This window comes from Bacillus sp. NMCC46 (genome assembly GCF_002998465.1).
In the GTDB taxonomy this organism is placed as follows: Bacteria; Bacillota; Bacilli; order Bacillales; family Bacillaceae; genus Bacillus.
In genome coordinates this window covers 61,560-86,082 of record NZ_PVQZ01000004.1, presented here as the reverse complement: position 1 = coordinate 86,082, position 24,523 = coordinate 61,560, and the positions used below count along the sequence as shown (strand labels likewise).

At 41.7% G+C, this 24,523-nt stretch carries 27 protein-coding genes; 14 read left to right on the top strand and 13 right to left on the bottom strand.

From position 1 onward, the window contains the following. Entirely contained in the window at positions 1 to 558 is a 558-nt protein-coding gene (locus C6Y01_RS12510) for a MauE/DoxX family redox-associated membrane protein (protein ID WP_034660259.1), read from the top strand. Further along, positions 555 to 1,085, top strand: coding sequence for a TlpA family protein disulfide reductase (locus tag C6Y01_RS12505; protein ID WP_034660257.1), 531 nt, complete (start codon positions 555 to 557; stop codon positions 1,083 to 1,085). The genes C6Y01_RS12510 and C6Y01_RS12505 overlap by 4 nt, the downstream gene beginning before the upstream one ends. A 32-nt stretch (positions 1,086 to 1,117) precedes the next feature. Here the strand turns inward: C6Y01_RS12505 and C6Y01_RS12500 are convergent, their stop codons facing one another. Continuing rightward, positions 1,118 to 1,627, bottom strand: coding sequence for a GNAT family N-acetyltransferase (locus tag C6Y01_RS12500; protein WP_034660256.1), 510 nt, complete (start codon positions 1,625 to 1,627; stop codon positions 1,118 to 1,120). Positions 1,628 to 1,743: 116 nt separating this feature from the next. Between C6Y01_RS12500 and spoIIQ the strand changes: the two genes are divergently transcribed. Next, on the top strand, positions 1,744 to 2,640 hold the full coding sequence (spoIIQ, locus tag C6Y01_RS12495; RefSeq protein WP_003214850.1) for a stage II sporulation protein SpoIIQ: 897 nt from the start codon (positions 1,744 to 1,746) through the stop codon (positions 2,638 to 2,640). An 81-nt stretch (positions 2,641 to 2,721) separates the two neighbouring features. On the opposite strand, the gene C6Y01_RS12490 is transcribed toward spoIIQ, so the two are convergent. The 5 genes from C6Y01_RS12490 to C6Y01_RS12465 all read right to left on the bottom strand — a co-directional run bounded on the left by C6Y01_RS12490 (position 2,722) and on the right by C6Y01_RS12465 (position 6,846). Further along, on the bottom strand, positions 2,722 to 3,069 hold the full coding sequence (locus C6Y01_RS12490) for a P-II family nitrogen regulator (protein WP_106038270.1): 348 nt from the start codon (positions 3,067 to 3,069) through the stop codon (positions 2,722 to 2,724). An 18-nt stretch (positions 3,070 to 3,087) separates the two neighbouring features. After that, on the bottom strand, positions 3,088 to 4,296 hold the full coding sequence (locus C6Y01_RS12485) for an ammonium transporter (protein ID WP_060597474.1): 1,209 nt from the start codon (positions 4,294 to 4,296) through the stop codon (positions 3,088 to 3,090). Between the two features lie 193 nt (positions 4,297 to 4,489). Further along, on the bottom strand, positions 4,490 to 5,230 hold the full coding sequence (locus tag C6Y01_RS12475) for an amino acid ABC transporter ATP-binding protein (RefSeq protein WP_034660250.1): 741 nt from the start codon (positions 5,228 to 5,230) through the stop codon (positions 4,490 to 4,492). A gap of 10 nt (positions 5,231 to 5,240) precedes the next feature. Next, a complete protein-coding gene (locus C6Y01_RS12470; RefSeq protein WP_078061638.1) occupies positions 5,241 to 5,918 on the bottom strand; it encodes an amino acid ABC transporter permease in 678 nt (225 codons plus the stop codon). A 40-nt stretch (positions 5,919 to 5,958) separates the two neighbouring features. Next, positions 5,959 to 6,846, bottom strand: a complete 888-nt coding sequence (locus C6Y01_RS12465) for a transporter substrate-binding domain-containing protein (RefSeq protein ID WP_106038269.1) — start codon at positions 6,844 to 6,846, stop codon at positions 5,959 to 5,961. A 177-nt stretch (positions 6,847 to 7,023) separates the two neighbouring features. On the opposite strand from C6Y01_RS12465, the gene C6Y01_RS12460 reads away from it, so the two are divergent. Beyond that, on the top strand, positions 7,024 to 8,412 hold the full coding sequence (locus C6Y01_RS12460) for an MFS transporter (protein ID WP_106038268.1): 1,389 nt from the start codon (positions 7,024 to 7,026) through the stop codon (positions 8,410 to 8,412). Positions 8,413 to 8,449: 37 nt separating this feature from the next. On the opposite strand, the gene C6Y01_RS12455 is transcribed toward C6Y01_RS12460, so the two are convergent. From C6Y01_RS12455 to C6Y01_RS12445, 3 genes are all read right to left on the bottom strand, one after another. Beyond that, positions 8,450 to 9,049 carry an undecaprenyl-diphosphatase gene (locus tag C6Y01_RS12455; protein WP_034660243.1) on the bottom strand — a complete coding sequence of 200 codons (600 nt, stop codon included), beginning with the start codon at positions 9,047 to 9,049 and terminating at the stop codon, positions 8,450 to 8,452. Between the two features lie 104 nt (positions 9,050 to 9,153). Next, the gene (locus C6Y01_RS12450; protein ID WP_034660241.1) at positions 9,154 to 10,341 is read right to left on the bottom strand and encodes an MFS transporter; all 1,188 of its coding nucleotides are present in this window, start codon (positions 10,339 to 10,341) and stop codon (positions 9,154 to 9,156) included. 15 nt (positions 10,342 to 10,356) lie between these two features. Then, positions 10,357 to 10,770: a MarR family winged helix-turn-helix transcriptional regulator gene (locus tag C6Y01_RS12445; protein ID WP_034660239.1), complete on the bottom strand. Its 414-nt coding sequence runs from the start codon at positions 10,768 to 10,770 to the stop codon at positions 10,357 to 10,359. 338 nt (positions 10,771 to 11,108) lie between these two features. Here C6Y01_RS12445 and spoIIID point away from each other — a divergent pair, with 338 nt between their 5' ends. The 4 genes from spoIIID (at position 11,109) to C6Y01_RS12425 (ending at position 14,386) form a co-directional block, all read left to right on the top strand. Then, entirely contained in the window at positions 11,109 to 11,387 is a 279-nt protein-coding gene (gene spoIIID, locus C6Y01_RS12440) for a sporulation transcriptional regulator SpoIIID (RefSeq protein WP_008343327.1), read from the top strand. Positions 11,388 to 11,571: 184 nt separating this feature from the next. Beyond that, positions 11,572 to 12,573: a cell shape-determining protein Mbl gene (gene mbl / locus C6Y01_RS12435; RefSeq protein ID WP_012011515.1), complete on the top strand. Its 1,002-nt coding sequence runs from the start codon at positions 11,572 to 11,574 to the stop codon at positions 12,571 to 12,573. Between the two features lie 124 nt (positions 12,574 to 12,697). Further along, entirely contained in the window at positions 12,698 to 13,537 is an 840-nt protein-coding gene (locus tag C6Y01_RS12430) for a flagellar hook-basal body protein (RefSeq protein WP_034660237.1), read from the top strand. Between the two features lie 30 nt (positions 13,538 to 13,567). Further along, positions 13,568 to 14,386 carry a flagellar hook-basal body protein gene (locus tag C6Y01_RS12425; RefSeq protein ID WP_034660236.1) on the top strand — a complete coding sequence of 273 codons (819 nt, stop codon included), beginning with the start codon at positions 13,568 to 13,570 and terminating at the stop codon, positions 14,384 to 14,386. 14 nt (positions 14,387 to 14,400) lie between these two features. Here C6Y01_RS12425 and C6Y01_RS12420 read toward each other — a convergent pair whose 3' ends face one another. After that, on the bottom strand, positions 14,401 to 15,456 hold the full coding sequence (locus C6Y01_RS12420) for a tetratricopeptide repeat protein (RefSeq protein WP_106038267.1): 1,056 nt from the start codon (positions 15,454 to 15,456) through the stop codon (positions 14,401 to 14,403). A gap of 218 nt (positions 15,457 to 15,674) precedes the next feature. Here C6Y01_RS12420 and fabZ point away from each other — a divergent pair, with 218 nt between their 5' ends. Then, on the top strand, positions 15,675 to 16,109 hold the full coding sequence (fabZ, locus tag C6Y01_RS12415) for a 3-hydroxyacyl-ACP dehydratase FabZ (protein WP_012011512.1): 435 nt from the start codon (positions 15,675 to 15,677) through the stop codon (positions 16,107 to 16,109). Between the two features lie 126 nt (positions 16,110 to 16,235). Further along, positions 16,236 to 16,631, top strand: coding sequence for a large conductance mechanosensitive channel protein MscL (gene mscL / locus C6Y01_RS12410; RefSeq protein WP_034660234.1), 396 nt, complete (start codon positions 16,236 to 16,238; stop codon positions 16,629 to 16,631). Between the two features lie 27 nt (positions 16,632 to 16,658). Here the strand turns inward: mscL and C6Y01_RS12405 are convergent, their stop codons facing one another. Then, positions 16,659 to 17,069 carry a YwpF-like family protein gene (locus C6Y01_RS12405; protein WP_003215215.1) on the bottom strand — a complete coding sequence of 137 codons (411 nt, stop codon included), beginning with the start codon at positions 17,067 to 17,069 and terminating at the stop codon, positions 16,659 to 16,661. A 117-nt stretch (positions 17,070 to 17,186) separates the two neighbouring features. On the opposite strand from C6Y01_RS12405, the gene C6Y01_RS12400 reads away from it, so the two are divergent. The 3 genes from C6Y01_RS12400 to ytvA all read left to right on the top strand — a co-directional run bounded on the left by C6Y01_RS12400 (position 17,187) and on the right by ytvA (position 19,746). Next, complete coding sequence (locus tag C6Y01_RS12400) at positions 17,187 to 17,543, top strand: hypothetical protein (RefSeq protein WP_034660233.1); 357 nt, start codon at positions 17,187 to 17,189, stop codon at positions 17,541 to 17,543. Positions 17,544 to 17,944: 401 nt separating this feature from the next. Further along, positions 17,945 to 18,805, top strand: a complete 861-nt coding sequence (locus tag C6Y01_RS12395; protein ID WP_216454710.1) for a Cof-type HAD-IIB family hydrolase — start codon at positions 17,945 to 17,947, stop codon at positions 18,803 to 18,805. Between the two features lie 152 nt (positions 18,806 to 18,957). Then, on the top strand, positions 18,958 to 19,746 hold the full coding sequence (ytvA, locus tag C6Y01_RS12390) for a YtvA family blue-light photoreceptor (protein ID WP_034660232.1): 789 nt from the start codon (positions 18,958 to 18,960) through the stop codon (positions 19,744 to 19,746). Positions 19,747 to 19,816: 70 nt separating this feature from the next. Here the strand turns inward: ytvA and C6Y01_RS12385 are convergent, their stop codons facing one another. Continuing rightward, positions 19,817 to 22,594 carry a DEAD/DEAH box helicase gene (locus tag C6Y01_RS12385; RefSeq protein WP_034660231.1) on the bottom strand — a complete coding sequence of 926 codons (2,778 nt, stop codon included), beginning with the start codon at positions 22,592 to 22,594 and terminating at the stop codon, positions 19,817 to 19,819. Beyond that, positions 22,581 to 24,188 carry an SWIM zinc finger family protein gene (locus C6Y01_RS12380; RefSeq protein ID WP_106038266.1) on the bottom strand — a complete coding sequence of 536 codons (1,608 nt, stop codon included), beginning with the start codon at positions 24,186 to 24,188 and terminating at the stop codon, positions 22,581 to 22,583. Before C6Y01_RS12380 ends, C6Y01_RS12385 begins: the two co-directional genes overlap by 14 nt. Before the next feature lie 186 nt (positions 24,189 to 24,374). Here C6Y01_RS12380 and C6Y01_RS18965 point away from each other — a divergent pair, with 186 nt between their 5' ends. After that, complete coding sequence (locus C6Y01_RS18965) at positions 24,375 to 24,518, top strand: YwzD family small protein (protein WP_003214884.1); 144 nt, start codon at positions 24,375 to 24,377, stop codon at positions 24,516 to 24,518. The last annotated feature ends 5 nt before the right edge of the window (positions 24,519 to 24,523 follow it).

The window sequence follows — 24,523 nt, the reverse complement described above, 5'->3', positions numbered from 1 at the left end:
GTGAGTGTCTTTTATTTTATAGGTGTCTATTTCTTAGGAATCATCTTTGCAGGTGCATGGCTTGATAAAGTGAGAAAACAAACGGCGCATATGCAACAGATGAATGCTTATCGGCTGCTGCCTTCTGCGCTCACGGCGCCAATGTTTTATTTGTTTTTGACTATTGAATTGGCTTGTACTGGTCTATTGTTCGTATGGAACATGTCTCTTGTACCTGCGATTGGTCTTACAGCACTTTTATGTACCTATACTGGAGCGGTCACTTTCAATTTATTGAGAGGACATCGTAACATTTCATGCGGCTGTGGAGGTTTACTTGAAAATGACCGTCTTCACTGGGGAATTGTGATTCGTAATGTGTCGATGCTGGCTCTTGTGATTGGCTTGTTTTATGTGCATTCCTATGTAGAAACAATTCCATGGCAATTTCACATTATTTGTTTTCTGATTGCAGTGGCTGTCTGTTTCATTATAGCGGTGGGAAAAGACATCATGATGTTCAAAAGAAAGTGGATGAATCAATTTGAATCATTTATAGAAGGAGACCAAGTGAAATGACAGATATTCTACTGATTATTGTGTTATTCATTGTCATTGCTCAGCTGGCTGTGGTGTTTTTGCTTGCCCGCTTTATCGGAAAATTTATGAATAAAATCAAAACCCTTGATGGGATTGAATTAAAGGAAGCGGATGTTGGTGATGCGGCGCCGTTATTTCGAAGCTATACACATTTAGGGGATAAGGTCATTTTAAAGGAATATTTGCAGAGCGGAAGAGCCGTGATGCTGTTATTTGTGAACTCTACTTGTATGACATGCAAAAGCATTTTGTCTGATATGAAGCAGCACATCTCTAGCCCCGATACTCAATTCATTTTGATCAATGGAGATGAACAAGGAGATGATGCGTCGCTTCTTCAATTGCTGCCTGATCAAGCTGTGTATGTGCGCTCTTCGCAAATCATGGAGCTGTATGGGGTAACTGTTGTTCCGCAAGCGATTCTGATGGATGAACATGGCATCATCCTGCAAAGAAAATCTCTTCAAAATGCGAAACAGTTTGAACAGCTGTTACATGCTTCATAAAAAAGCGTCTCTTTGTTGGAGAGACGCTCGTTTTATAATTCTATTCCTAGAATATCTAAATCGTACCTGCTGCCGTCCATTTCTGCGATACGTGGCAGGTGACCCCATGTCTCAAAGCCGTGCTTTTTAAATAATCGAATGCTGGCTTCGTTGTGCCCGAAAATAAAGGCAAGTAACGTTCGAATGCCTAATGAAGGTGCCAACTCAATAGCCTCTTGTAAGAAAAGTGACCCTAAGCCTTTCCCTCGATCGTCTTGGTTTAAGTAAATACTCATTTCAACGGTCCCGTTGTATGCAGGTCTTCCGTAAAACGTTTCAAAGCTGAGCCAGCCGTAGATATGTCCATCCTCATCTGTTTTCACATAGAGAGGTCTTTTCTCTGAATGATTCAAAAACCATTGCCGGCGGTCTTCAACTGAAACTGGTTCTGTGTCGGCGGTTACTTCTCTTGAAGCAATGGTTGAATTGTAAATATCAACGATCGCTTTGAGATCATCTTCTGTTGCTATGCGGTTGAAAGTTTTCACAATAAAGTCCCCCATCTTTTTTTCATGCATCATACATATTATTGGTGCGATTGCGCAAAATAAAAAGAAAAATGATTTCGTGTGTATATATTTTTTGAAAAGTGTTCAGAATGTTGCTGAGGTGATGAAAAATGAGAGAGGAAGAAAAGAAACGTACTTCCAAAATCACAAAAGTTCAGCAATTTTTCCGTAAGCGCTGGGTATTCCCTGCTATTTACTTGGTCAGCGCAGCGGTCGTGTTAACAGCTGTTCTTTGGTACCAAGCTGTATCAAAAGATGTGAAAGACCAACTATCTGATGGAAATCAAACAGGGCAAGAACAGCGTGATGATGCCGTTGAAGTTGGAAAGCCAATTGAAAATGTTGCAATGCCGGTCCAGAATTCTGATAATGTTTCTGTCGTGAAAAAGTTCTATGAAGCAGATGCTGATCAAAAAGAAAAAGAAGCAGCACTTGTAAACTATAATAACACCTATACCTTGAGCAAAGGTATTGATCTTGCAGATAAAGATGGCAAAGTGTTTGATGTCACAGCTGCTCTTAGTGGAACAGTGGTTCAAGCGAAAAAAGATCCAGTTCTCGGTCACGTCGTTGAAATTGAACATGAAGATGGATTATCGACTGTTTATCAATCGTTGTCACAAGTGAGTGTCAAAGAAGGCGATGAAGTGAAGCAGAATGATGTCATCGGTGCTTCTGGTAAAAATCTTTATGGTGCTGAAAGCGGCAACCATGTGCATTTTGAAATTCGTATGGAAGGTTTAGCGCTTAATCCACTTAGCTTCATTGACAAGCCTGTTTCGACTATTGAAAAGGCCGCGCAAGAAGTGACGGAAGAAGCAAAAGAACCTGCTCAGCCAAAAGCTGATGAAAAAACGAAGGAACCTGCTGCTGAAGATAAGGCCAAAGAGCCTGCTGGAGAAAAATCTGAAGAAAAGTCTGATGAGAAGGGAAAATCCTCTGATCAAGAAAAGTCTTCTGATTCCTCTAAAGACAGCAGTCAATCTGAAGAAACAAAACAATCTTAAAGCCTTGCAACCTCTGTGTATGAATTATGCAGAGGTTTTTTTCTGTCTTAAAAAAATCCCCCGCACTTGGCGGAGGATGGTTTATAGGGCGGTAGGCCCTTCTTCACCTGTCCGAATGTTGATTGTATTTTCTATCTCATATATAAAAATTTTCCCATCCCCTGGTTCGCCTGTACGAAGTACCTTTTGAGCTGTTTCAACGACCAGTTCGACAGGTACTTTGCTTAGTACGATTTCAATCTTTAATCGTTCGTACACATTGCTTTCCTTTTTGACGCCGCGGTATAGCTCTGTATGTCCCTTTTGTAGGCCGCAGCCGTGCACATTCGAAAAGGTAATTGAGGTGACACCAATCTTTCCAAGCTCCACCTTTAATGTTTCAAAATTGGCTGGACGTGTGACAATCTCCACTTTATACATTTTGCTCATCGAGACACCCCTTTTTCTTTAATCTTGATAGGCTTTTTCACCGTGCATGGTTAAATCAAGGCCCACTGATTCTTCTTCTTCGGTTGCACGAATCTTGAAGAAGAGATTGACCACTTTGATGATCACGTATGTCACCACGGCTACAAAGGCGTAGGTGGCAACAATAGCGACTACTTGCTTCCAAAGTAAGCTGGCATCTCCGTAAAATAAGCCATTGGCTCCGCCGTCATTGACAGAGGTTGTTGCGAAAAGTCCAGTTGCAATACCTCCCCAAGTCCCGCCAATTCCGTGAAGCCCGAATGCATCCAGTGCATCATCATAGCCAAATTTGGCTTTGAGTGAGAAGACTCCCCAGAAACACACGATCCCGCCGATGATTCCGATGATAATAGAAGCAAATGGGGTGACAAAACCTGCGGCAGGTGTAATCGCGACAAGACCTGCGATGGCTCCAGAAATCGCGCCGAGCATAGTAGGCTTTTTGTTGATCATCCACTCTACTAACAGCCAGCCGATGATTCCTGCAGCAGCAGCTGTATTGGTGTTAATAAAGGCATACATCGCGACACTGTCTAATGTAAGGGCACTTCCAACGTTAAAGCCAAACCATCCAAACCAAATGACAGCTCCGCCAAGAAGGGTGTAGATCAAATTATGAGGAGAAGAGTTTGCTGCTTCTTTACGCTTCCCGAGCACAATCGCCACGACTAGACCCGCAACACCAGATGAAATGTGAACCACGTTTCCTCCAGCGAAGTCAAGTGCACCCATTTCGCCAATCCAACCGCCGCCCCATACCCAGTGTGCGACTGGCGCGTATACAAATGTGACCCAAAGGAGTGTAAACACGACGACCGCTGAGTAGCGAATTCGTTCAGCAAAGGCACCTGAGATGATGGCTGTTGTTAAGACGGCAAAGGTCATTTGGAACATCATGAACAATGAATGTGGAATGGTCTCACTGTAGGAACCAGGTTCAAAGCCAACGCCTTTTAGTCCAATCCAGTCTAAGCCTCCGATCCATGCATTGCCTGGCGCAAAAGCCAAGGAATAGCCAAACATGATCCATACGATGGAGACGATTGCTAGTGAAGTTAAGCTGTGCATGGTTGTACTTAAGACGTTTTTACTTCTCACGAGTCCTCCGTAGAATAAGGCTAAACCCGGTGTCATTAACCACACGAGTAGTGCGCAGAAGAACATAAATACTGTATCACCCATTTGCATGCTGCATTCCCCCTGAATCATTCAGAATTAATTGATTTCTTAATTCTTCATTATAGAGAGAAAAGTCATATATAACATAACCGTGTAAGTTAATCTTACATGGTTTTTGGTTATATTCAATATAAATGGATGAAAAGTTCGTAAAAAAAGAGAAAAAACGTGCATTGAGCACGAAAAATAAAGGGCGTTTGACCTATAAAATGGAGCTGAGAAACAGCTTGGTTCGTTCCTCTTGAGGAGAATCGAACAATTCTGATGGAGTGCCTTCTTCGACGATGCGGCCTTCGTGCATATAGACGACACGATCGGCGACTTCTTTCGCAAAGCCCATTTCATGTGTGACAATGACCATCGTCATGCCTTCTTTTGCGAGACTTTTCATTGTTTGCAGTACCTCGCCTACAAGCTCTGGATCGAGGGCCGACGTAGGTTCGTCAAATAACATGACATCTGGCTTCATGGCGAGAGCTCTTGCAATGGCCACACGCTGCTTTTGACCACCTGATAATTTAGAAGGATATACGTTGGCCTTATCCGCAAGTCCGACCTTTTCCAACAGGACGTTGGCTTCTGATACAGCTTGAGCCTTTTTTGTTTTTCTCACCATGACAGGCGCTTCGATGATGTTTTCAAGCACAGTTTTATGCGGGAAGAGATTAAAATGCTGAAACACCATGCCTATTTTTTGCCTCATCTCGTTTAATTGATCTCGTTTTGGATGTACTGGATTCCCATCAATGATGATCTGGCCATCATTTTTTATTTCTAAAAAGTTCATACAGCGGAGCAGGGTGCTTTTTCCAGAGCCACTGGCACCAATTAAGACGACTACATCATTTTCATAAACGGTGAGATCGATATCCTTTAAAACATGCAGCTCTCCGAAGTATTTATTGAGTTTTTCAACACGAATGAGTTCCTTTGATTCTGTCATGCTTCTCCTCCTAATGGTCACTGACCGATAGTTTCTTCTCAAAGGTTTGGACAGCGAATGTTAACAGCAGGACAAGAACTAAGTAATAGACGGCTACAACAAGTAAATAGGTCATATTGTCAAAGCTGTTGGAGCCTTGGGTCGTGGCGACGTTAAATAGTTCATTGACGCTGATAAAGGCGGCGAGTGATGAATCTTTTAAGCCGATAATGAACTGGTTGCCAAGAGGGGGGAGTGCGCGCCGCATTGCTTGCGGGAGAATGATGCGTCTCATTGTTAGGAAACGTCCCATGCCAAGAGAGCGTCCTGCCTCTTTTTGCCCCTGATCGATCGATTGGATGGCGCCTCTGAATATTTCTGCTATATATGCTCCATTATGAAAGGCGAGCGCAATGGAAGCAGCCCAGAAGTCGGGGATATTTAATTCGGTCAGTCCAAAATATAGGATGAAAATTTGAACAATCAGTGGTGTTCCGCGTACAAGGAAGATATAGGCGTTGGCGATATAACCGAAGACAGCCACGCGTGATATTTTCAATAAAGCAAAGAAGAGTCCGATGAACATGCCGATGAAGATGCTGATCACAGTGAGCTGTAAGGTGAGCAGCATCCCTTCTAAAAAAATACCTCTAGAATCAATCAGCGTCTGAAAAAAATGTGATAGAGTAGGCAAAACAATCATCTCCATTTGAAGAAAGTGCGCCTAAGAAAGGCGCACAATCGTGGTTTTAATTTTGTTTGACCGTGATGTCTTCGTCAAAGTATTTCTCGCTAATTTGTCTTAATGTTCCGTCTTTTTTTAGTGCGTCAATCGCATCGTTGATCTCTTCTATGAGCTGTTTATTTTCTTTTGAGACAGCGATTGCCTGCTCGCTTTGTCCGAGTCTTTCCTGCGCTTCGATTTTTAATTTTTTCTTCATGGCTTCCGCACCTGTGGCGAAATCCGTCACGACTGCATCGTGTTTTCCGTTGGCCAGTGCTTCTAAAGCGACTACATCACTGTCGTAATATTTTGGTTCCTGCCCGCTATGTTCCTTTGCAATATCAGCGTAGGACGAGCCTTTTGATACAGCGATTTCTTTGTCTTTTAAGTCATCAGCATGTTGAATGTCTGCTCCAGGTCTTGTGAAAATTTGCGGACCAGAGTAGTAATAGGGCTTAGATAAAAGGACGTGTTTTTTTCGTTCCTCATTGATGGTATGACTTGCAACTGCCGCATCAAATTTTCCTGCTTTCACACCTTCGACGATGCCTGCGAATTTATATTTTTTCTGTATAGGCTCGAGGCCTAGTTTGTCACTAATCGCATTGCCTACATCGATATCAAAGCCTGACATCTGATTTCCATCCATGTAACTGAACGGGTGAAATTCACCTGATGCTGCAAATATAAATTTTCCATCCTCCAAAATTGGCGACCCTTTCGCTGTAGAATTACGTTTATCTCCGTTCCCATTTGTTTCATTTGAACCACACGAAGACAGAAGTAATACTGCAACCGAGAAAAGGGCTGGGATCCAAAACCGTCTTTTTTTAATAATAAGCTTCTCCTCCTTTTCAGCCGTTCTCCATATAAGGAGAAAGTAGGCTTTTAAATATGTGTAGCATCTTACCATTTGTTCCTCATATTCTCAATTTTATATGTGTTTTTCCAACACTCGCCCTTTTTAAAATGTATGTCTTGCTTTTCCGAGAGAGAACTTGAATTGATTAGGGTAAAAAAGGGAAATGAATCTCATAATAACGGAAGGATTGGCAAAAAACATGCCAGATCACAAAAAGGGGGTCGGTGTATGAACAAGTGGAGAGACAGCCGAAAGGTTTTTTTAACTGCTATTGCCTTTGGAACGATGTTAAATCCACTGAATTCCTCGATGATTTCTTTGGCCTTGCATCAAATTCAGCATGAATTCGGTTTGTCATTTACGACTGTATCTTGGCTTATTTCGTCTTTTTATTTAGCCAGTGCGGTGACGCAGCCGGTGAGCGGCCGGATTGGGGATCATGTGATGAGCCGGAGAACATTATTTTTATTCGGGCTAGGTCTTGTGGCGGTCTCAGCCATCTGTGCGCCGTTTGCCCCAACGTTTGCAGTGCTGATTGTGATCCGGCTGCTGCAGGCGATTGGGAGCAGTGCCATTTATCCTTCTGGTGTCGGACTCATTCGGGATCATATTAAGGAAAAGCAGGCTTCGGCGTTAGCGGTATTGTCCATTTTTGCTTCGGCGATGACGGCACTTGGACCGACTCTTGGCGGCTTTTTGATGACAATCGGCGGCTGGCCGGCTATCTTTTTAGTGAACCTGCCTTTTATTTTGATCAGCTTCTTTCTTGGACTAACTTTGTTTCCAAAGGAGCAGAAAAAGAGAAAGCTTCGTATAGGTGAAACGGTACGGAAGCTCGATTTGCCAGGGATGCTTCTTTTTACAGTTTGTATTGTCCTTCTGCTTTCGTTTTTATTATCACTAGGTGATGGGATTCAATATGTACAGGGGATTCTTTGTCTCGTGAGTGCAGGCGCTTTTATCTGGTGGGAGTATCAGGTGGATGAACCGTTTATTCAAATTCGAATGTTCAGACAGGAGCAGCGGCTGTCACTTGTATATGTGCAATTTATCATTTTAAATATATTTTTCTATTGTCTTTTCTTTGGTTTGCCGAGCTATTTCCAGGATGAATTAGGCTGGCGTGTGGAAATGACGGGTCTTTTTATGCTGTGCATGTCTGGGGTGAGCATCATTGTGTCGCCGCTGACAGGAAAGTGGGTGGACCGCGGGGATGAACGCCATCCGGTATTAGCCAGTGCGGTATTGATGCTGGCTGGAGCATCTGCGATGACCTTCTTTTTTATTCCGGCACCATTATGGGGAAAAGGGGTGGTTCTAGCGCTGCTTGGACTGAGTTACGGGATTGGGAATGTTGCGCTGCAAGCGGCGATGCTCAAGGCAAGTCCTCAGCATATGATTGGCACGTCCTCCGGGCTTTTTCAAACATGCCGTTACCTTGGTTCCATTCTGTCGTCTGCTGTCCTCGGTATGCTGTTTGGGGATGAAATTGCTGGTCCTCATTTTGAGCAGTTAGGCTGGACGTTGATCATGATTTCCCTTACCGGCATCGGTGTCAGTCTTTATTTTTCGAACAAGGTCAGAGGAGGACAGCCAATAAAAAAAGCGGCGCGATAAGTGGAAGAAGATTCTTCATCACGTTATCGCAAGCCGCTTAAGAGTTAGACAGGTCAGAGCCCTGATCCTTTTGCTTCCTTCTGAATATTTTCCCTACAATTGTCTCATAGAAAGTGACAATGCGGTCAATTGGAGAGTCAAAGAACTTCCATAATTTATTCATGATAAAGACAACCACGATCGATACGACTAAGCTGCCTAAGACATCTAATGGATAATGGTGACCGACCCAAATGCGGGAGAATCCTGTGAGTAATCCAAAGACGAGCAAGATGTTGCCAAGCTTTTTATTACGAGATCTAATGGCAAGTGAAAGAGCCAGTGCACCTGTTGTATGGTCACTTGGGAAGGAAGCGTCTGCTGAGTGCGGAATGAGTGTGTCGACTTTATGCGCCACAAACGGCCGCTCTTCATAATGAAACAGTGTAATCGCAAAATTGACGATGAGTGCCGCGATGCCCGTTACACCGGAAAAGAAGACATGCTTCTTAAATTTGTGATTACCTAAAAACCAGCAAATCAATAAGACAAGGGCATACACAAGAATGGCCTTTTTCGTAATGAAAATCATGGCTTGATCTAAAAACTCAGAATGATGAGCCATCCCGTGTATGACTTTAAACAATTCGTAATTCAAAACATCACCTATACCTTCGCTTAATGCCAACTATTTTTCAAATAATCGTCTATTTGAAATATCCTATATTTTAGCATGTTTCCGATGAAGTTTAAAATAGTATCCTATTCTGATAGGGAGACCTTCTGTGCTTTTGCTTCTTGTGGCTTTCGTTCGCTCCAATAAAAAACAATCATACTTAGCAAGACAACAATACCTGCAATGAGATATACATTTGAAAAGTCTGTGAAGCTGACAAGAAGACCAAATACAAATGAGCCAGCAGCAATACCCGTATCATATAGGGTAAAGAAAGTAGCCGTCGCGTAGCCTGTACGGTGAGCTGGTGAGTGCTGAATGGCAAGTGTTTGTAAACATGGCACTAGAGATCCATATCCAAGACCAATGACAGCACCTGATAGAAGAAGCATTGTCGCTGAATGTGTAGCTGTCAGCATCCATAAACCAATCGCAAAAAGAGCAATGGAAGGATAGATCACAATGTGAGGTCCTACTCGGTCAAAAAGTCTGCCTGTAAATGGACGTGATCCAAGCATCGCTGCCGCAAACACAATAAAGAAATAACTGCTTGCACCCATCAAGTGAAGGGAATTGGCATAGACTGAAATAAATGAAATGATCGGCGAATAACAGAAGGAAATAATGATGCCGACTGCCGCTGTTTTTAATGCGCCTTTTTCAAACAGGTGAGAAAAAGTAAATCGGAAGACGACGCTTCCCCCGTTTTCAGGCTCCGGCTGTCTAATCAGCATCGTAAAAGCAGCCCCGATGGTAACGATAATGGAAAAGAGAAGGAATAAAGAATGGAATCCTACTTTTCCTACTTGATTCAGTGCGATAAATGGACCGATGACAACAGCAAGGTTCATCGACATGACAAAGTAGCCGAGTCCTTCCCCGCGTTTATGTTTCGGGATCATATCCGCCGCAATGGCACTGGCTACTGTCGTCAAAATGCTAAAAAAGATTCCCTGCATGAAACGCAGCATGAGAAGCGTATGGAATTGATCAATCGGAATGTATAAATAAGTGAGTAAGGCAAATGCCGTTGATGAGAAAATCGCCATCCGTTTTTTGCCGAATTTCTCAATAATGGCTCCAGAAAACGGTCTTGTCACAATAGCAGACAATAAGAAGACCGTCACAAGGAGGCCGCCCTGTGATTCTGTTCCATTTAGTTCATCCATTGTGTAAATGGGCAGCAATGTCAAAAGGGCATAAAAAGAGGTGAACGTAAATAAATTCACCAGGACAATCATGATAAAGTCTCTCGTCCAAATGCGTTCGTTCATGATGTATGTCACTTCCTATTCAGTTGATAATTTGTGTAAAAGTGTATGGAGGAGTTGTTTTTCTTCGTAGGTGAAATCTGATAGACATTCTTCTTCAAATTGTTCCATCGTGCGTTTGATTTCTTCAAATCGGGCCTTAGCATCATCTGTCATCACGATCAGATTTTCACGTTTATCTTTTCCTTGTACACGTTTCACCCAGCCATTTGCTTCTAGACGGGTGACGGTTCGGGTAATGGTTGGGGCTTCGACGTTCAAATATGTCCAAATGTCTTTTTGGGTTTTCGGGCCGAATGTATCCAAACAAAAAAGTACAGTCCATTGGGACATGTACAAGTCATAAGCAGCAAGCGCTTCGTTCGCCTTTTTAGACATCAGTCGTGCGCCTTGATGTATTTGATGTAAACACTCTCTATTTAACGTATCCATATGCTCACCTTTATTAAATATTTAGCTAGGTAAATAAAATCACCTTTTCTATTTTACGTGCTTGACCCATCCTTGTAAAGTAAAAATTTTCGCCACTCGAAATGATTGCATTTTCTGATAAATCCCTTGTCCCATCTTCATTTTTAGCATATTCCCTATGCAATGCTAATACACTGTTACAAACCTGACAAAGAGAGTGTTTGAGGTGAGGGATCGTGTTTGGCATTTACTACCTAATGGATGAGAAATTAAGACGAACAAGCGCTGCTGAAAATGGATAATATTTATACGGATCTCATTTCACACTTCTCACATCCATTTTAGGGAGGTCGAGTGGTGTGCACGATTACATCAAAGAGCGAACAATCAAGATAGGAAAGTATATCGTGGAGACAAAGAAAACCGTTCGTGTAATTGCGAAAGAATTTGGAGTCTCTAAAAGTACTGTACACAAGGATCTAACAGAAAGACTGCCAGAAATTAATCCAGATCTGGCTAATGAAGTGAAGGAGATACTGGATTATCATAAATCAATCCGCCACTTGCGAGGAGGAGAAGCCACTAAATTAAAGTATAAAAAAGAAGAAATTTTAGAAGGCGAGCCTGTGAAACAGTAAGCTTAGTTCTTTGTTCATAAACATGACATATATATCTTCCTCTTATCGGTAGTTTCTAACCACAAATTTTGTAAAGACTTTTGTAAAGAAATATCTTTTTTTCTGCAAATTATGATAGAATATATAATTAGGGCAGAATGTGGTATTTGCTATGGAAACAGATTTTCAAGGAGGATATATATAGATGTTTGCTAGGGATATTGGAATTGATCTTGGTACTGCCAATGTACTGATTCATGTCAAAGGAAAAGGAATTGTGTTAAATGAACCATCTGTTGTAGCTCTTGACAAAAACAGCGGGAAAGTTTTGGCTGTTGGAGAAGAGGCTAGACGTATGGTTGGACGTACGCCTGGGAATATTGTTGCGATTCGTCCATTAAAAGATGGCGTAATCGCTGATTTTGAAGTAACTGAAGCGATGCTCAAGCATTTTATTAACTCATTAAATGTGAAAGGGCTGTTCTCTAAGCCGCGTATGCTCATCTGCTGCCCGACAAACATTACATCTGTTGAGCAGAAGGCGATCAAAGAAGCTGCTGAAAAAAGCGGTGGTAAGCATGTATTTCTTGAAGAAGAGCCAAAAGTAGCAGCTATCGGTGCTGGTATGGATATTTTTCAGCCGAGTGGAAACATGGTCGTAGATATTGGAGGCGGAACGACAGATATCGCTGTCATCTCAATGGGTGACATTGTAACCGCCTCTTCTATTAAAATGGCTGGAGACAAATTTGATCTGGAAATTCTCAACTACATTAAAAAAGAGTACAAGCTGTTGATCGGTGAGCGCACGGCTGAGGATATTAAGATCCAAGTTGCAACGGTATTCCCAGACGCACGTCACGAAGAGATTTCAATTCGTGGACGAGACATGGTGACAGGATTACCAAGAACGATTACCGTCACAAGCAAAGAAGTAGAAGAAGCATTGCGTGAATCTGTATCTGCGATTGTTCAGGCTGCGAAGCAAGTTCTTGAGAGAACACCGCCTGAATTATCAGCTGATATTATTGATCGCGGCGTCATTATTACAGGTGGCGGAGCTCTTCTAAACGGGCTTGATCAATTGCTTGCAGAAGAGCTGAAAGTACCAGTTTTCGTTGCCGAGAATCCAATGGATTGTGTAGCTGTTGGTACTGGCGTCATGCTTGATAATATGGACAAGCTGCCAAAGCGTAAACTCAGCTAATGATGTCCCTCATTCTTTTTCGAAAGAATGGGGGATTTTTATTAAAGAACCCTGCAAATATGCCGATATATTTCATAGAAGATTGTGTTTAGGTCATGTGAAAGAATTTTAATGAGGTGAGCACGTGTTAAAAGGACTATACACCGCAACATCTGCCATGATCGCTCAAGAGCGGCGGACAGAAATGCTTTCAAATAATATCGCAAATGCGAATACGCCAGGTTATAAAGCGGATGAGGGGACCATGCGGGCATTTCCGGAAATGCTGCTAAGCCGAATGGAATCAGGACGTTTCCAAACATCCTCAGGCAAAGGTTTTAGTGTTCCGCAGCAAACGCCGATTGGCGGCATTAATACGGGGACATATATGCAGGAACTGATCCCTCAATTTACACAGGGAACTTTAAAAACAACAGATCAAACAACGGATGTCGCACTAGTCGAAAATAATGTGCCGATCAACCCGGAGACCAATCAGAAATCAGCGCTCTTTTATGCGGTTAATACACCAGAAGGCGTTCGTTATACGAAAAGCAGCTCCATTACATTGAATGCACAAAATCAGTTGACCATTGGTGGCCGTGCCCTTCTTTCCGTGACAGGTCAGCCGATTACGGTTCAGAGTGAGAATTTCAAAGTGAATGCAGATGGAACTGTGAGTGAAAATGGACAAAATCTCGGACAAATCGATGTACGTGTTGCGATGGATACAAGGAACTTAGCGAGAGAAGGAAATGATTTATACCGTACAGCTGATAACCAGCCACTGCCAAGTGCAGTCAATAATGGTCAAATGTCATATACGTTAAGTCAAGGTGTATCGGAGCTGTCGAACGTGGATGTGACGAAATCATATACAGAAATGACAACTGCCTATCGAGCATTTGAAACAAACCAAAAAGTGGTTCAGGCGTATGATAAAAGCTTAGAAAAAGCAGTAAATGAAATTGGCAGAGTGTACTAATCAAGGAATGAAAAAGAAAGGAGGATTCTCATGCTTAGAACGATGATCAATGCAGCTGTATCGATGAACGAAGTGCAAAAGCAGCTTGATATGATCAGCAATAACATTGCGAACAGTGAAACAACAGGGTACCGCGCGAAAAATACCCGCTTCTCAGAGCTGATCAGACAACAGTTCAATCAGGTAGATGAAAAAAATGAGCAGGTGGCAAACAGTCGTCTGACACCTGATGGGCTAAGGCTTGGAACGGGTACTATGGTCAATGCGTCCATTAACTCGATGCAAGGTTCTATTAAAGAAACAGGACGTGATCTTGATGTTGCATTTGGAGCGCCATCTCAGTATATGCAGGTCAACGCCGGCGGTAATATCCGTTATACAAGAGATGGTTCTCTTTACTTACAGCCAGGCAATAATCGTAACCAAGTGCAGCTTGTCACTAGCGAAGGCTATCCGATTCTTGATGAAAACGGAAATGAAATCGTCTTAAATGCGAATTTCCGTGATATTTCAATTGATAAAAATGGACGTCTTACGGCTATTTCAAGAGATAATCAACCGAATCAGCAGGTGAATCTAGGTGTTGTACAAGTCAATAACTCTTCAGCACTCGTCTCTGAAGGAGATAATTTGTTCTCAGTTGACGGTACTTATCAAGGCGCATTAACGGCACTAAATGGAGCAAACCGCCAAGCGATTCAGCTTCAGCAAGGTGCACTTGAAACGTCGAATGTGGACATGTCTAAAGAATTAACAGATCTCATGACAACACAGCGCTCCTATCAGATGAACTCAAGAACGATTACAATGGGTGATCAGATGCTGGGATTAGTGAATACAATTCGATAATGAGCAGGCTGACATCAGCCTCTCATGATAAAAAAGGCGGCTCGCTCAAAGTCGCCCTTTTTTTTATAAAAATCTGAGACATCGGCAAGCAGATCCTCAAGATCAATCCAAGCTTCTTTTCGTTCAAGACATGTGACGAGCCTTGCGATCTGCTCATCTGCCTTTGGCGTTTGGCTGTAGAGAAGAAATAAGATTTGGAACTTGATTCTTAAAATATCAAACTGAGAAGCAACGGCCTCTTTTAATCCTTTTTGAATATACTTCATTCCTTCATCGGTTAAATTTTCTTTATAACAGGAACGCACCGTTTCGTAGAGGCACGATACATAGGAGTGTGCTGCCTTCCGGTATGCTGGGAGACGAAGTGCTTTTTTAAAGTATTCCAGCGCTTTCTTGTGACGATTTTGTCTCGACTGAATAAAGCCAGCGTCATAATAAACGATACCGAGCAATTCTTGATCATCAATGATGTTCACGTATTCGATGATCTCAATAAAAATAGCTTCTGCTTCCTCATATTTTTTTTGATCGCTATAATTAAGGCCGAGCACAATTTTACAACGATAGAGGCTATGATCATCCCCATGCTTTGCAAAGATATCCATGGCTTTTTGAACATGACGAATTGATAACAACGAATAGCGGTTGTTATAATAAACACCACTTGTTCGGAAATGGAACTCTGCTTCCTCCAGCTCATCGTTAAGGAATGACAGGCGTTCTTCCGCCTTTTCGAGATAGTAGATCGCATCATTTTGATCGCTGTTTAAAGCTTCGTAGAGCCCTAGAAAGAAGTAAAAGTAATAGGCCAGTTCTTCGTTCATATCATCTTTGTGCTGCATTAGTTCATGTTTGATTTTTTCTAGGTCCTCTGTCTGATTCATCCAGAGCTGATGGCGAAAAAGCATCAGCTGATAATGTAAATAGAGTTCCTGTTTTTTTGATATTTTACGTTTATGCTTTAATAGAGTTGTTTTGATTTCTTCAGCTTTCGAAAAATGTCGATGCTTCAGCATTGTATACCACGAATGGAGAAGTTTTTTAATGGATTTATCACTCATAAAATTCATTTTTACCCTCTTATTCAATCAATGATGTAATATATATTACCATATTTGTGAAAAAACAATGAGTGTAGTGTGGATTATATTTGATGACAATAGGTAATGATATATTCTATTTTTTACCATATATGCAGAGCGGACGTTGAAAAATACGAGCATTCATAATATACTTCTATAGGAATCAAATGAAGATCATCGATATAGAAAAAAGGAGAGATCAAGATATGCTTGATGCTCAGCAAATTCAAGACATTATTCCACACCGTTATCCATTCTTATTGGTCGACCGTATTTTAGAGGTTGAGGGAGAGAAAAGAGCGGTTGGGATTAAAAATGTCACAGTGAACGAAGAATTTTTTAATGGTCATTTCCCAGGATACCCAGTCATGCCGGGTGTGCTTATTGTAGAAGCACTTGCACAGGTGTTCGGGGTGATTATGTTAGGTAAAGAAGAAAACAAAGGGAAAATTGGTTTGTTTGCAGGAATTGACGGCTGCCGTTTCAAAAGACAGGTGAAGCCTGGCGATCAGCTTCGTTTAGAGGTAGAAGTGACGCGTCTCCGAGGTCCGGTTGCAAAAGGAAAAGCAGTAGCTACAGTAGATGGCGAAGTTGCATGTGAAGCAGAACTAACATTTTCTATCGGCCCTAAAGTATCATGATTTGCCTGGCGGTTCATCAAGGATGAATCGCTTTTTATATGGAAACGACCAGCCTGAACGGATCAGGACTTGCATTTTTGACAAAAAAACGTCATATTAGACAAAAAAAGATGAAGGTGATAAAAGATGCTGAAAGAATTTAGAGAATTTGCAGTCAAGGGAAATGTCATTGACTTGGCTGTAGGTGTCATCATTGGGGGAGCATTTGGCAAAATTGTCACTTCTCTTGTGAATGATTTGATCATGCCGCTCGTCGGTATTATTATTGGGGGACATGATTTTAGCAGTCTATCTATTAAGATCGGATCTGCTCAAATTTTATATGGGAGCTTCATTCAAACAGTGATTGATTTCTTGATTATCTCGTTTTCCATTTTTATCTTTATTCGTTATTTGAATAAATTAAAACGGAAAAAGGTAGAGGAAGAAGAGGTTGTAGAAACGCCGGATCAAACGGAAGTTTTACTAACTGAAATTAGAGATCTATTGAAAAATCAAAGCCAATCGAAAGATGTGCAATAGAAAAAGAGCGGCTAATCCCGCTCTTTTTTATGTGTTTTGTTTAAATGCATCCAGCAGTTTTTCTCCGGAAAGCCCCTCTTTGACGAGGTCTTTTAGTACTTCTTCGGTTTCTGTTCTGTAACGGTTTGTAATCATTTTACCATCGAGCAGCACAGAAATGTTTTCTTCTAAAGCAACAATGTTTTTGACTTGGACAGATAGATGAACAGGGCGGTTGTTTTCTTTTGTGATCGTCACAAGAATCTTCACTTCAGTGTGCTGCTGAAAAAGCACCTCAAACACCTGTCTATGTTTCTTTGGAATGAGTGCCTCGATCATCCAGTGATTTTCACCATCTTCTTTATTAATGATTAAACCGTCACGAAGGGGAATGCTGGACATTTTATCTTGCTTTGGATCAAGTTCGATTTTTAAATCAATCAGCCTAAAGGTTTTCATATTTATCACCTCACAAGCGTTCATTATTCGTAAGTATTATTATAGCATACAACATCTGTATAAATGAAACCGCTGCCTGCTTAGAACGAGCTGTATATGAGTGAAAGGAGATGTTTTATGGAGTCCTATCAATTGCGAAACATACATATTGGCGAGGAGAAGGCAAAGAGCACAATGCGCGTTTATTCGTGGGGAGACATTCTTTCATTTTGTGATGTGTACATGGAAGAAGGCGAGTCACTCACGTTTCAATACGTCACCGAGGATCAAATGGACTGCTTTGAATTTCAATTGTCGATTCATGACGGGCAGCTTTGTTTTTATTGGTTTGCGTGGGACGGTTCTGATTATATTCACATGCCTTCTAGTAATTGGATTCATTCAGACGTTTTTTATCAATTTATGAAAAATAAGTTTTTCATCAAACAAAACAAGATGATGTTTTATACTCAAGCAGTAAAAAACAGAAATTAAAGAGGAAATAGAGAATTTGAGAGATCATTTTGTCATTTTCATGTTTTGTCACATACGACCTTTCTCAGTAGACTAAGGGCAGTTGAAAGGAAAGGAGGTACGGTCTGAAACAAAAGGTAACGTCTAGCATCTGACAGCCCCCCTCTAGCTAAAGCTGATAGACGCTGCCTTGTGCATAAGAACACTGCGTAATAGAACCATAGCTTCTTTGTATAGGTCATGTGTCCCCTGTAAATCCCCTTGTGTGTATCCGGTCATGTAGCGTGGCCGGGTACCCTTTTATTCACTGATAAACCGATCACCTCTTGCAAATAGTGGATACTCATTTCATAATGATGATGGATTTTATCAGCGGTATGATAGCCGAAAATGGAGACAAAAAGGAGAGAACGATGACAAACATTCAATTGATCGCAACGGATTTAGACGGAACTTTATTGAACAGTGAACACAAAGTGAGTCGGGAAAATGAGCAGGCATTAAAGGAAGCAGCGGCGAATGGAATGGAAGTTGTCGTTTCAACAGGAAGAGCGTATTTTGATGTGAGGTCTATTTTTGATCAGCTTGGTATGAATACATGGGTGATTAGTGCCAATGGAGCTGTGATTCATGATCCGGCTGGACAAGTGTACCATTCAGCTGTTTTACACGAAGAAAAGGCCAAACATATATTGTCATGGCTTGAAGAACGTGACTATTATTATGAAGTTTTTACAAATGAAGCCATTTTCACACCGAATCGCGGCAGAGAGCTTCTTGCGATTGAAATGGACCGCTTAAAAAGTGCTAATCCAAAAACGGATCGAAATATTTTAAAACAAGCGGCAGAAGTTCAATACAGTCAGTCAGGTTTTTCTTATATTGATACATATAAAGAATTGTTCCGTGAGGATCGAAAGCTTTCATTCTACAATATCTTAGGTTTCTCTTTCTTTGAAGACAGATTGAAGGCAGGATGGGATATGTTTGGTGATGATTCAGATGTCACAATGGTTAGTTCAGCCGATCATAACTTTGAAATTGGTTCAAAGGAAGCATCTAAAGGGCAGGCATTAACAAGGCTGGCAGAACGACTTGGTATTCCTTTAAGCCAGACAGCGGCTGTAGGAGACAGTTTAAATGACGAATCGATGCTTCTAGCAGCTGGTGTTGGGGTTGCGATGGGCAATGCGAGACAGGATATGAAGGAAATCGCTGATCATGTCACGTTAACAAATGATGAACATGGTGTGGCGCATATGATTCGACACCTTTTGAAATAGATGAATCGGATGACGTTGTATAAATCACATAGGATAAAGCGCATTCTACAAAAGAGGAATTCAGAACTACTTCTATTTACACCTGATGTGGAACATCATATAATTTAATTATGAACATAACCCGCTTGTAAGAAATTAAGGAGAGTAAACGAATGGCGCTGGAATCTTATAAGTCCGAAAATCTGCATTTAATCAAGGAAGCCTTAGATTATACTCAGGTTGGCCTGACGGTGACGGACCCGTCTTTACCTGATAATCCTTTAATATATGTGAACAAGGGCTTTTTAGATATGACAGGCTATCAAGAACCCGAGGTATTGGGGAAGAATTGTCGTTTCCTTCAAGGAAATGAAACCGAGCAAATCGCTCTCAATCAAATTAGAACAGCTATTGAGAACAAAGAGGCTGTCACTGTTCAGCTGAAAAATTATAAAAAATCTGGACAGATGTTTTGGAATGAGTTAAGTGTGGCTCCTCTTTGGATTGACGAAAATGAAGGAAAACGTCTTTATTTCGTTGGTCTGCAAAAAGATGTCACGAAAGAGAAGGAACAGCAGGAGCTTCTTGAGCAATCGATTGATGAAGTGCTGAATATTTCTGTTCCAATTGTTCCTGTGAAAGATGGTATTTCTGTGTTACCGATCATTGGTACGTTAACAGCGCCAAGATTTCATAAAATTATCTCAACAGTCTCCACCTATATCTCTCAATCCAAGGACGATTATTTTATTGTCGATCTGTCTGGTTTATTAGAAGTGGATTCATTTGTGGCAGATGCAATTTTTAAGCTGAACGATTTAATTTTAATGACTGGTACTGAACTCATTGTGACAGGAATTAAACCGAATCTTGCGATGAAAATGGGAGAAATGAGAGAGGACTTCCGTGAATTGAATACGTATATGAACGTGAAATCTGCATTGAAAAAGCTGCACATTTAACCTATGTTCATATGAAATGAAAAAAGAGGACTTTTCATCATGTTTGAGAAAAGTCCTCTTTTTGCTGGGATTAAGATGATTGAGCGGCCGCACTTAATGTGAATAAATCTTCTAGTTCGTTCGTCGATAGCTCAGTAATCCAACTTTCACTTTGGATAATTTGATCATTTAACGTTTGTTTTGTTTCGAGCATTTGATCGATTTTTTCCTCAATCGTGCCCGTTGTGATCATCTTATGGACGTGAACAAATCGTTTTTGTCCGATCCGATAAGCACGGTCTGTCGCTTGGTTTTCCACAGCAGGATTCCACCATCTGTCGTAGTGAATGACATGGTTTGCGGCAGTTAGGTTAAGTCCTGTTCCTCCTGCTTTTAAAGAGAGAATTAAGATGTTGAATTCTTTCTTCTGGAAGCGATCCACCATTTTATCCCGCTCCTGTTTTGACAGGCTGCCATTTAAAAATTGAACTGGTTCTCCAAACATCTTTTCCGCCAGCTGCTTGATCATGTTCCCCATTCCAATATACTGCGTAAAGATGAGGCAGCTTTCTCCTTGCTCATGTATTGCTTTTAACAGCTCTGCGAGTTTATCCATTTTTAATGAACGTTTCAGCAGTTTCACATCTGTTCCACTCTCTTTTAAATAGAGAGCCGGGTGATCGCAAATCTGTTTGAGTCTGCCAAGCATACTTAAAATAATGGCTTTCCGCTGCATTCCTGTTAACGAAGCCATGTGTTCGAATGTATCCTTCACGAGCTGTTCATATAAAGAAGCCTGCTCAGCGGATAGCGGAATGAATTCTTTTTCTTCGAGTTTCTCAGGCAGGTTCAGGGCGACCTCTTCATCTTGCTTTGTTCTTCTTAATAGGAAGGGCTTTATCAGCTGCTGCAGCTGTTCAATTCTTTTTTCATCGCGGTCTTTTTCAATCGGCAGGACGAACTTCTTATGAAAGCTCGTCAGGCTGCCGAGATATCCTTTGTTGACGAAGTCGAAAATGGACCAAAGCTCTGTCAAACGGTTTTCCATAGGTGTCCCGCTAAGGGCAATATGATGCTGCCCTTTGAGCTGTCTGATCGCTCTCGATTGTTTCGTATGGGCGTTTTTGATGTTTTGGGCTTCGTCTAAACAAATCGTATCCCACTTTGCTGACGTTAATTCATCACGATCAGAATGTGAGAGTCCATAAGACGTCAGGACAATATCTGTTGACTCGTATGCCTTTGTAAAGTGTTCCCCTTGAGGGCGCGATGGCCCGTAATGCAGAGCGACATTCAAATGTGGTGCGAAGGTTTCAAGCTCTCGCTGCCAGTTTCCTAAAACAGAGGTCGGCGCAATGATGAGAGATGGAGCGGCATTTTGCTTCTGCTCTTTCAGATATGTGAAATACGCAATCATTTGAATCGTTTTTCCAAGGCCCATATCATCTGCTAAACAAGCCCCGAATCCATGAGATCTTAAAAATAACAGCCAGTTGACACCATGCTGCTGATACGGCCTTAGTGTGCCTTTGAAGGACTCACTCATTTCGTAGGAAGGCAGCTCATGCGTATCATTTAACTGATGGACAAGCCCTCTTAATTGAGACGAAAGTTCAAATTGAATATGTGCAAATGCTGAGCTGTCTAGCAGTTCTGGTATCGATTCAGAGGATGCTTCTTGATCTGCCAGTTCGCGTGACAAAATATCAGACATGTGCAGCCCTTCATTTTCGGCGCGCTCCATCCATTTTTTCATTTGCTGGATGAAGGTTGGATCGATTTTGATCCATTGCCCTCGAATGTTGACAAGGCGCCGTTTACTTTGGACAAGCTCGTTGAACTCATCTTCTGTCAGCTCGATGCCGTTTGTAGCAAAGCGCCAATTAAAGTCCATCAAGGCATCCATTCCGACATGCGACTCGCCTCGCGGGGTAGAGGAAATCCTTGCTTTTAGCATCATGGTGCTTTCTTTGACGATTTGCCACCACGATGGGAGCAGGATCTCAATGCCCATATTCACAAGTGTTTCACTTGCTTCAGACAGGAAGAGCCATGCTTCGTCTTCTGACATGAGCGTGGTGCCAGATGTGAAAGAGAGCCAAGGTACAATTTGACTGAATCGCTCCAGCTCTCTTGAGATTTTATCTTGATACGGATGCCAAGACCTTTTCAATGAACGGATACCCTCAAAAAAGTGAAGGTCGCTGTTTTTCTTATCACGCAAAAACAATTCGATTTTCCAATCATCTCCGTCGAAATCCGGTTCATTTAAGCGCAAGCCGACAGTGAAAGGCGTCTCGTCATCAATCCAGCCAATCGTCTCCAAGAAATCCTGCTCATCTAAAAAATGTCCTTGGAAGGATGAGAGCGCAGGCGATTGTGCTGTCATGCGGTTCCATTTGTGCTGCAAGGCATCATCATATTGAATGTAATCCTGTACGGCAAAGGAGAACCAATCAGCCGTATAGCCATCTAATAGTCCTTCTTTGTCTTTAAACCGAAGCACACCTTCTGTCCACGCCTCGTAATCGGGAATGAAATCTTCGTCCTCGATGAATTCGTAAATGGTGGAGGCTGTCTTCATCAGTGGTTCCGTTTCATCCGTTAATGTCACATGACTAAAGGTATTAAATGAATTTTTTCCTAGCAATTCAACGGTCATCCAAGGGCTTAACAGGAAGGCAGGTGTGCCAATAAAGCTCACATCTTCTAAAAATGTTCCGTAAAAAGACGATTCGTGCCATTGGAAAAGCTGCCTCTTCATTTCATTAAGTGGAACAGGGTGTCCGTCCTCTGCTTGCGCTGAAATGGTGAAAGAGAAATCTTCTGTTTGTTCTGCATGAATGACAATTTGTTTATGGCGTGTCATCAATTAATTTTCCTTTCTTCATTTCCTCTTGGAACGCACGCAGCCGTTTCGTTGAATCCTGCAGCTGCTTTACATATCTTTCCCAAATCGCGGTTTTTTTCGTTTTATGATAAAGGGTGCGCAGTTTTTTTAGCATTTTCACAGATTCTCGATAAGCACTTCGATTCTTTTGATCGAGAAGCAGTGAGATTTCACGGTGGTACGATGGAATGAGCGCTTCAGGCTCCTCTTTTGCAATTTGTTTGATCAGATCCTTCTCCAGTTCACTGATGGAGAAACCAACAAGGCTGTGAATCTCAATCCATTCTGCATAACGCTGCTGTGCATATAATAGCTGACTATATTCAGTAAACGCATAGGGCATGCAGATTTGGAGGTAGCGTTCATATAAATGATGATCCTTCGTCTGCTTAAAGTATGCGTCTAAATAAAAGAAGAAATCACTGACGGCTCCTCGCAGTTCTCTATAGGAAAGGTCGAGCTGGCAATATTCCTCTAAAATATAGGTGATCTCATGATACCAGAGCTTGAGCCGCTTCCAGTCCTTGCGGTTTGTGAGATCCTTCAGCCAATTGAGCACATTTGGCAGCATATCTGCATTGAGCAGCTGTAATTGCTGAAAGAGGCTTTCGTCTTCTTTCTGTAAATAATCCATGTGCATCAGCCCGATGGTACGTTCAACCGTTTGTTCTTGCTGCTGAGCGTTCTTCAGTAATTCTGTTTCTTTTTTAACCCATTTCCCTCTATTTAATATGGTGCCCCAAATCTCCATAAAGACCGCTACTCGTTCATGCTGGAAAGGTCCGTTTATTTGAAGAAGTGCCCGAACGGCAGTTGGTGTGTTTTCAAGAAACGGATCGAGGGAAAAGGAAAGGGCGTATGTCTTCAAGTGATCCACTGAATCGAAAATGGTGTTCATGAGCTGTTCTACATATGGATTCATGGAATAAAAATCCTTCTCGGCATCAAGCCGGCCGAGGTCGATCAATTGATGAATCCTTAACCACACATCGATTGAGGTATGAATCGCATACAAACTCTTGAATTCAGGTGAATGAGGTGCGTGTTTTTTTAGGATTGATAAATAGCCGTAATACAAATGCTGCGGTGTTTGCTGGTGCTTTGGTGTCCGTTTCAGCCAGAGGGTAAATTCCTCTTGGAAAAAATTCAGCCAGCTTTGGAGTGATTGTTCGTCTGGGCGCTTCATTTGGAAGTGCTGGCGAATCAATTCTTTGCTGCGTTGTAATTCATCCTTTTCTGACCAATTTTCTGTAAATCCGGTCACACTCTCTACTTGAGCGTATAGCGAAAAGAAGACAGCGAGAATGTGTTTACAAAGTCCATCTGCCGGACATGAGCAGCTGCTTCTCACAGGAAACAGCACATGAAGGTGGACTCTTGCTGCCACGACATCATGTACATAAGCTGACCATTCCGTATCAGATTCTTGCTTGAGACGATATACACTGTCCTGTCTATAAGTAATCAATGCTTTTTTGATGAGTTGTTTGTTTTCATCTGTTGCAGGAAGAAGTTCTTTGATCTGTTCGGCTGTTTGTTTGATTTCTTCTTCGTTGATGTTGTGCTGAAGCATTTGATCCGCTCCTAACCAAGTAAAAGATTCCAATTCTTTTATTATAGCTCAATGGTGATTTATAAAAAAGTTTTTCATGAAAATGGTCATAAATTTCAAAAGCTGTCGAATGATGTATTAGAGTATTGCATAAACCAACCATACAGCATATAATAATGAAATTAGTGGAATCGAAAGGATACAGACATGGACAATAAGGGTTTAAATCAAGAAGAGTTTTTAAAAATTTTGATGTACGCTCATGATATTGGTGAGAATTCAAATGATGTCACCACAAAAGAAATGCTTGAAAATCTGATTGCTCATATTCGAAATGGTCTTGTTTCATAAAAGTG

Bases quoted from the DNA above. Each gene is read 5' to 3' on its own strand.
- C6Y01_RS12420 (WP_106038267.1), bottom strand. From the start codon at position 15,456: ATGAATTTTATGAGTGATAAATCCATTAAAAAACTTCTCCATTCGTGG.
- C6Y01_RS12425 (WP_034660236.1), top strand. From the start codon at position 13,568: ATGCTTAGAACGATGATCAATGCAGCTGTATCGATGAACGAAGTGCAA.
- spoIIQ (WP_003214850.1), top strand. From the start codon at position 1,744: ATGAGAGAGGAAGAAAAGAAACGTACTTCCAAAATCACAAAAGTTCAG.
- C6Y01_RS12450 (WP_034660241.1), bottom strand. From the start codon at position 10,341: ATGAACGAACGCATTTGGACGAGAGACTTTATCATGATTGTCCTGGTG.
- mbl (WP_012011515.1), top strand. From the start codon at position 11,572: ATGTTTGCTAGGGATATTGGAATTGATCTTGGTACTGCCAATGTACTG.
- ytvA (WP_034660232.1), top strand. From the start codon at position 18,958: ATGGCGCTGGAATCTTATAAGTCCGAAAATCTGCATTTAATCAAGGAA.
- C6Y01_RS12490 (WP_106038270.1), bottom strand. From the start codon at position 3,069: ATGAGCAAAATGTATAAAGTGGAGATTGTCACACGTCCAGCCAATTTT.
- C6Y01_RS12460 (WP_106038268.1), top strand. From the start codon at position 7,024: ATGAACAAGTGGAGAGACAGCCGAAAGGTTTTTTTAACTGCTATTGCC.
- C6Y01_RS12500 (WP_034660256.1), bottom strand. From the start codon at position 1,627: ATGGGGGACTTTATTGTGAAAACTTTCAACCGCATAGCAACAGAAGAT.
- C6Y01_RS12385 (WP_034660231.1), bottom strand. From the start codon at position 22,594: ATGACACGCCATAAACAAATTGTCATTCATGCAGAACAAACAGAAGAT.
- C6Y01_RS12475 (WP_034660250.1), bottom strand. From the start codon at position 5,230: ATGACAGAATCAAAGGAACTCATTCGTGTTGAAAAACTCAATAAATAC.
- C6Y01_RS12445 (WP_034660239.1), bottom strand. From the start codon at position 10,770: ATGGATACGTTAAATAGAGAGTGTTTACATCAAATACATCAAGGCGCA.
- C6Y01_RS12465 (WP_106038269.1), bottom strand. From the start codon at position 6,846: ATGGTAAGATGCTACACATATTTAAAAGCCTACTTTCTCCTTATATGG.
- C6Y01_RS12505 (WP_034660257.1), top strand. From the start codon at position 555: ATGACAGATATTCTACTGATTATTGTGTTATTCATTGTCATTGCTCAG.
- C6Y01_RS12400 (WP_034660233.1), top strand. From the start codon at position 17,187: ATGGAGTCCTATCAATTGCGAAACATACATATTGGCGAGGAGAAGGCA.
- mscL (WP_034660234.1), top strand. From the start codon at position 16,236: ATGCTGAAAGAATTTAGAGAATTTGCAGTCAAGGGAAATGTCATTGAC.
- C6Y01_RS12485 (WP_060597474.1), bottom strand. From the start codon at position 4,296: ATGCAAATGGGTGATACAGTATTTATGTTCTTCTGCGCACTACTCGTG.
- fabZ (WP_012011512.1), top strand. From the start codon at position 15,675: ATGCTTGATGCTCAGCAAATTCAAGACATTATTCCACACCGTTATCCA.
- C6Y01_RS12405 (WP_003215215.1), bottom strand. From the start codon at position 17,069: ATGAAAACCTTTAGGCTGATTGATTTAAAAATCGAACTTGATCCAAAG.
- C6Y01_RS12470 (WP_078061638.1), bottom strand. From the start codon at position 5,918: ATGGAGATGATTGTTTTGCCTACTCTATCACATTTTTTTCAGACGCTG.
- C6Y01_RS18965 (WP_003214884.1), top strand. From the start codon at position 24,375: ATGGACAATAAGGGTTTAAATCAAGAAGAGTTTTTAAAAATTTTGATG.
- C6Y01_RS12380 (WP_106038266.1), bottom strand. From the start codon at position 24,188: ATGCTTCAGCACAACATCAACGAAGAAGAAATCAAACAAACAGCCGAA.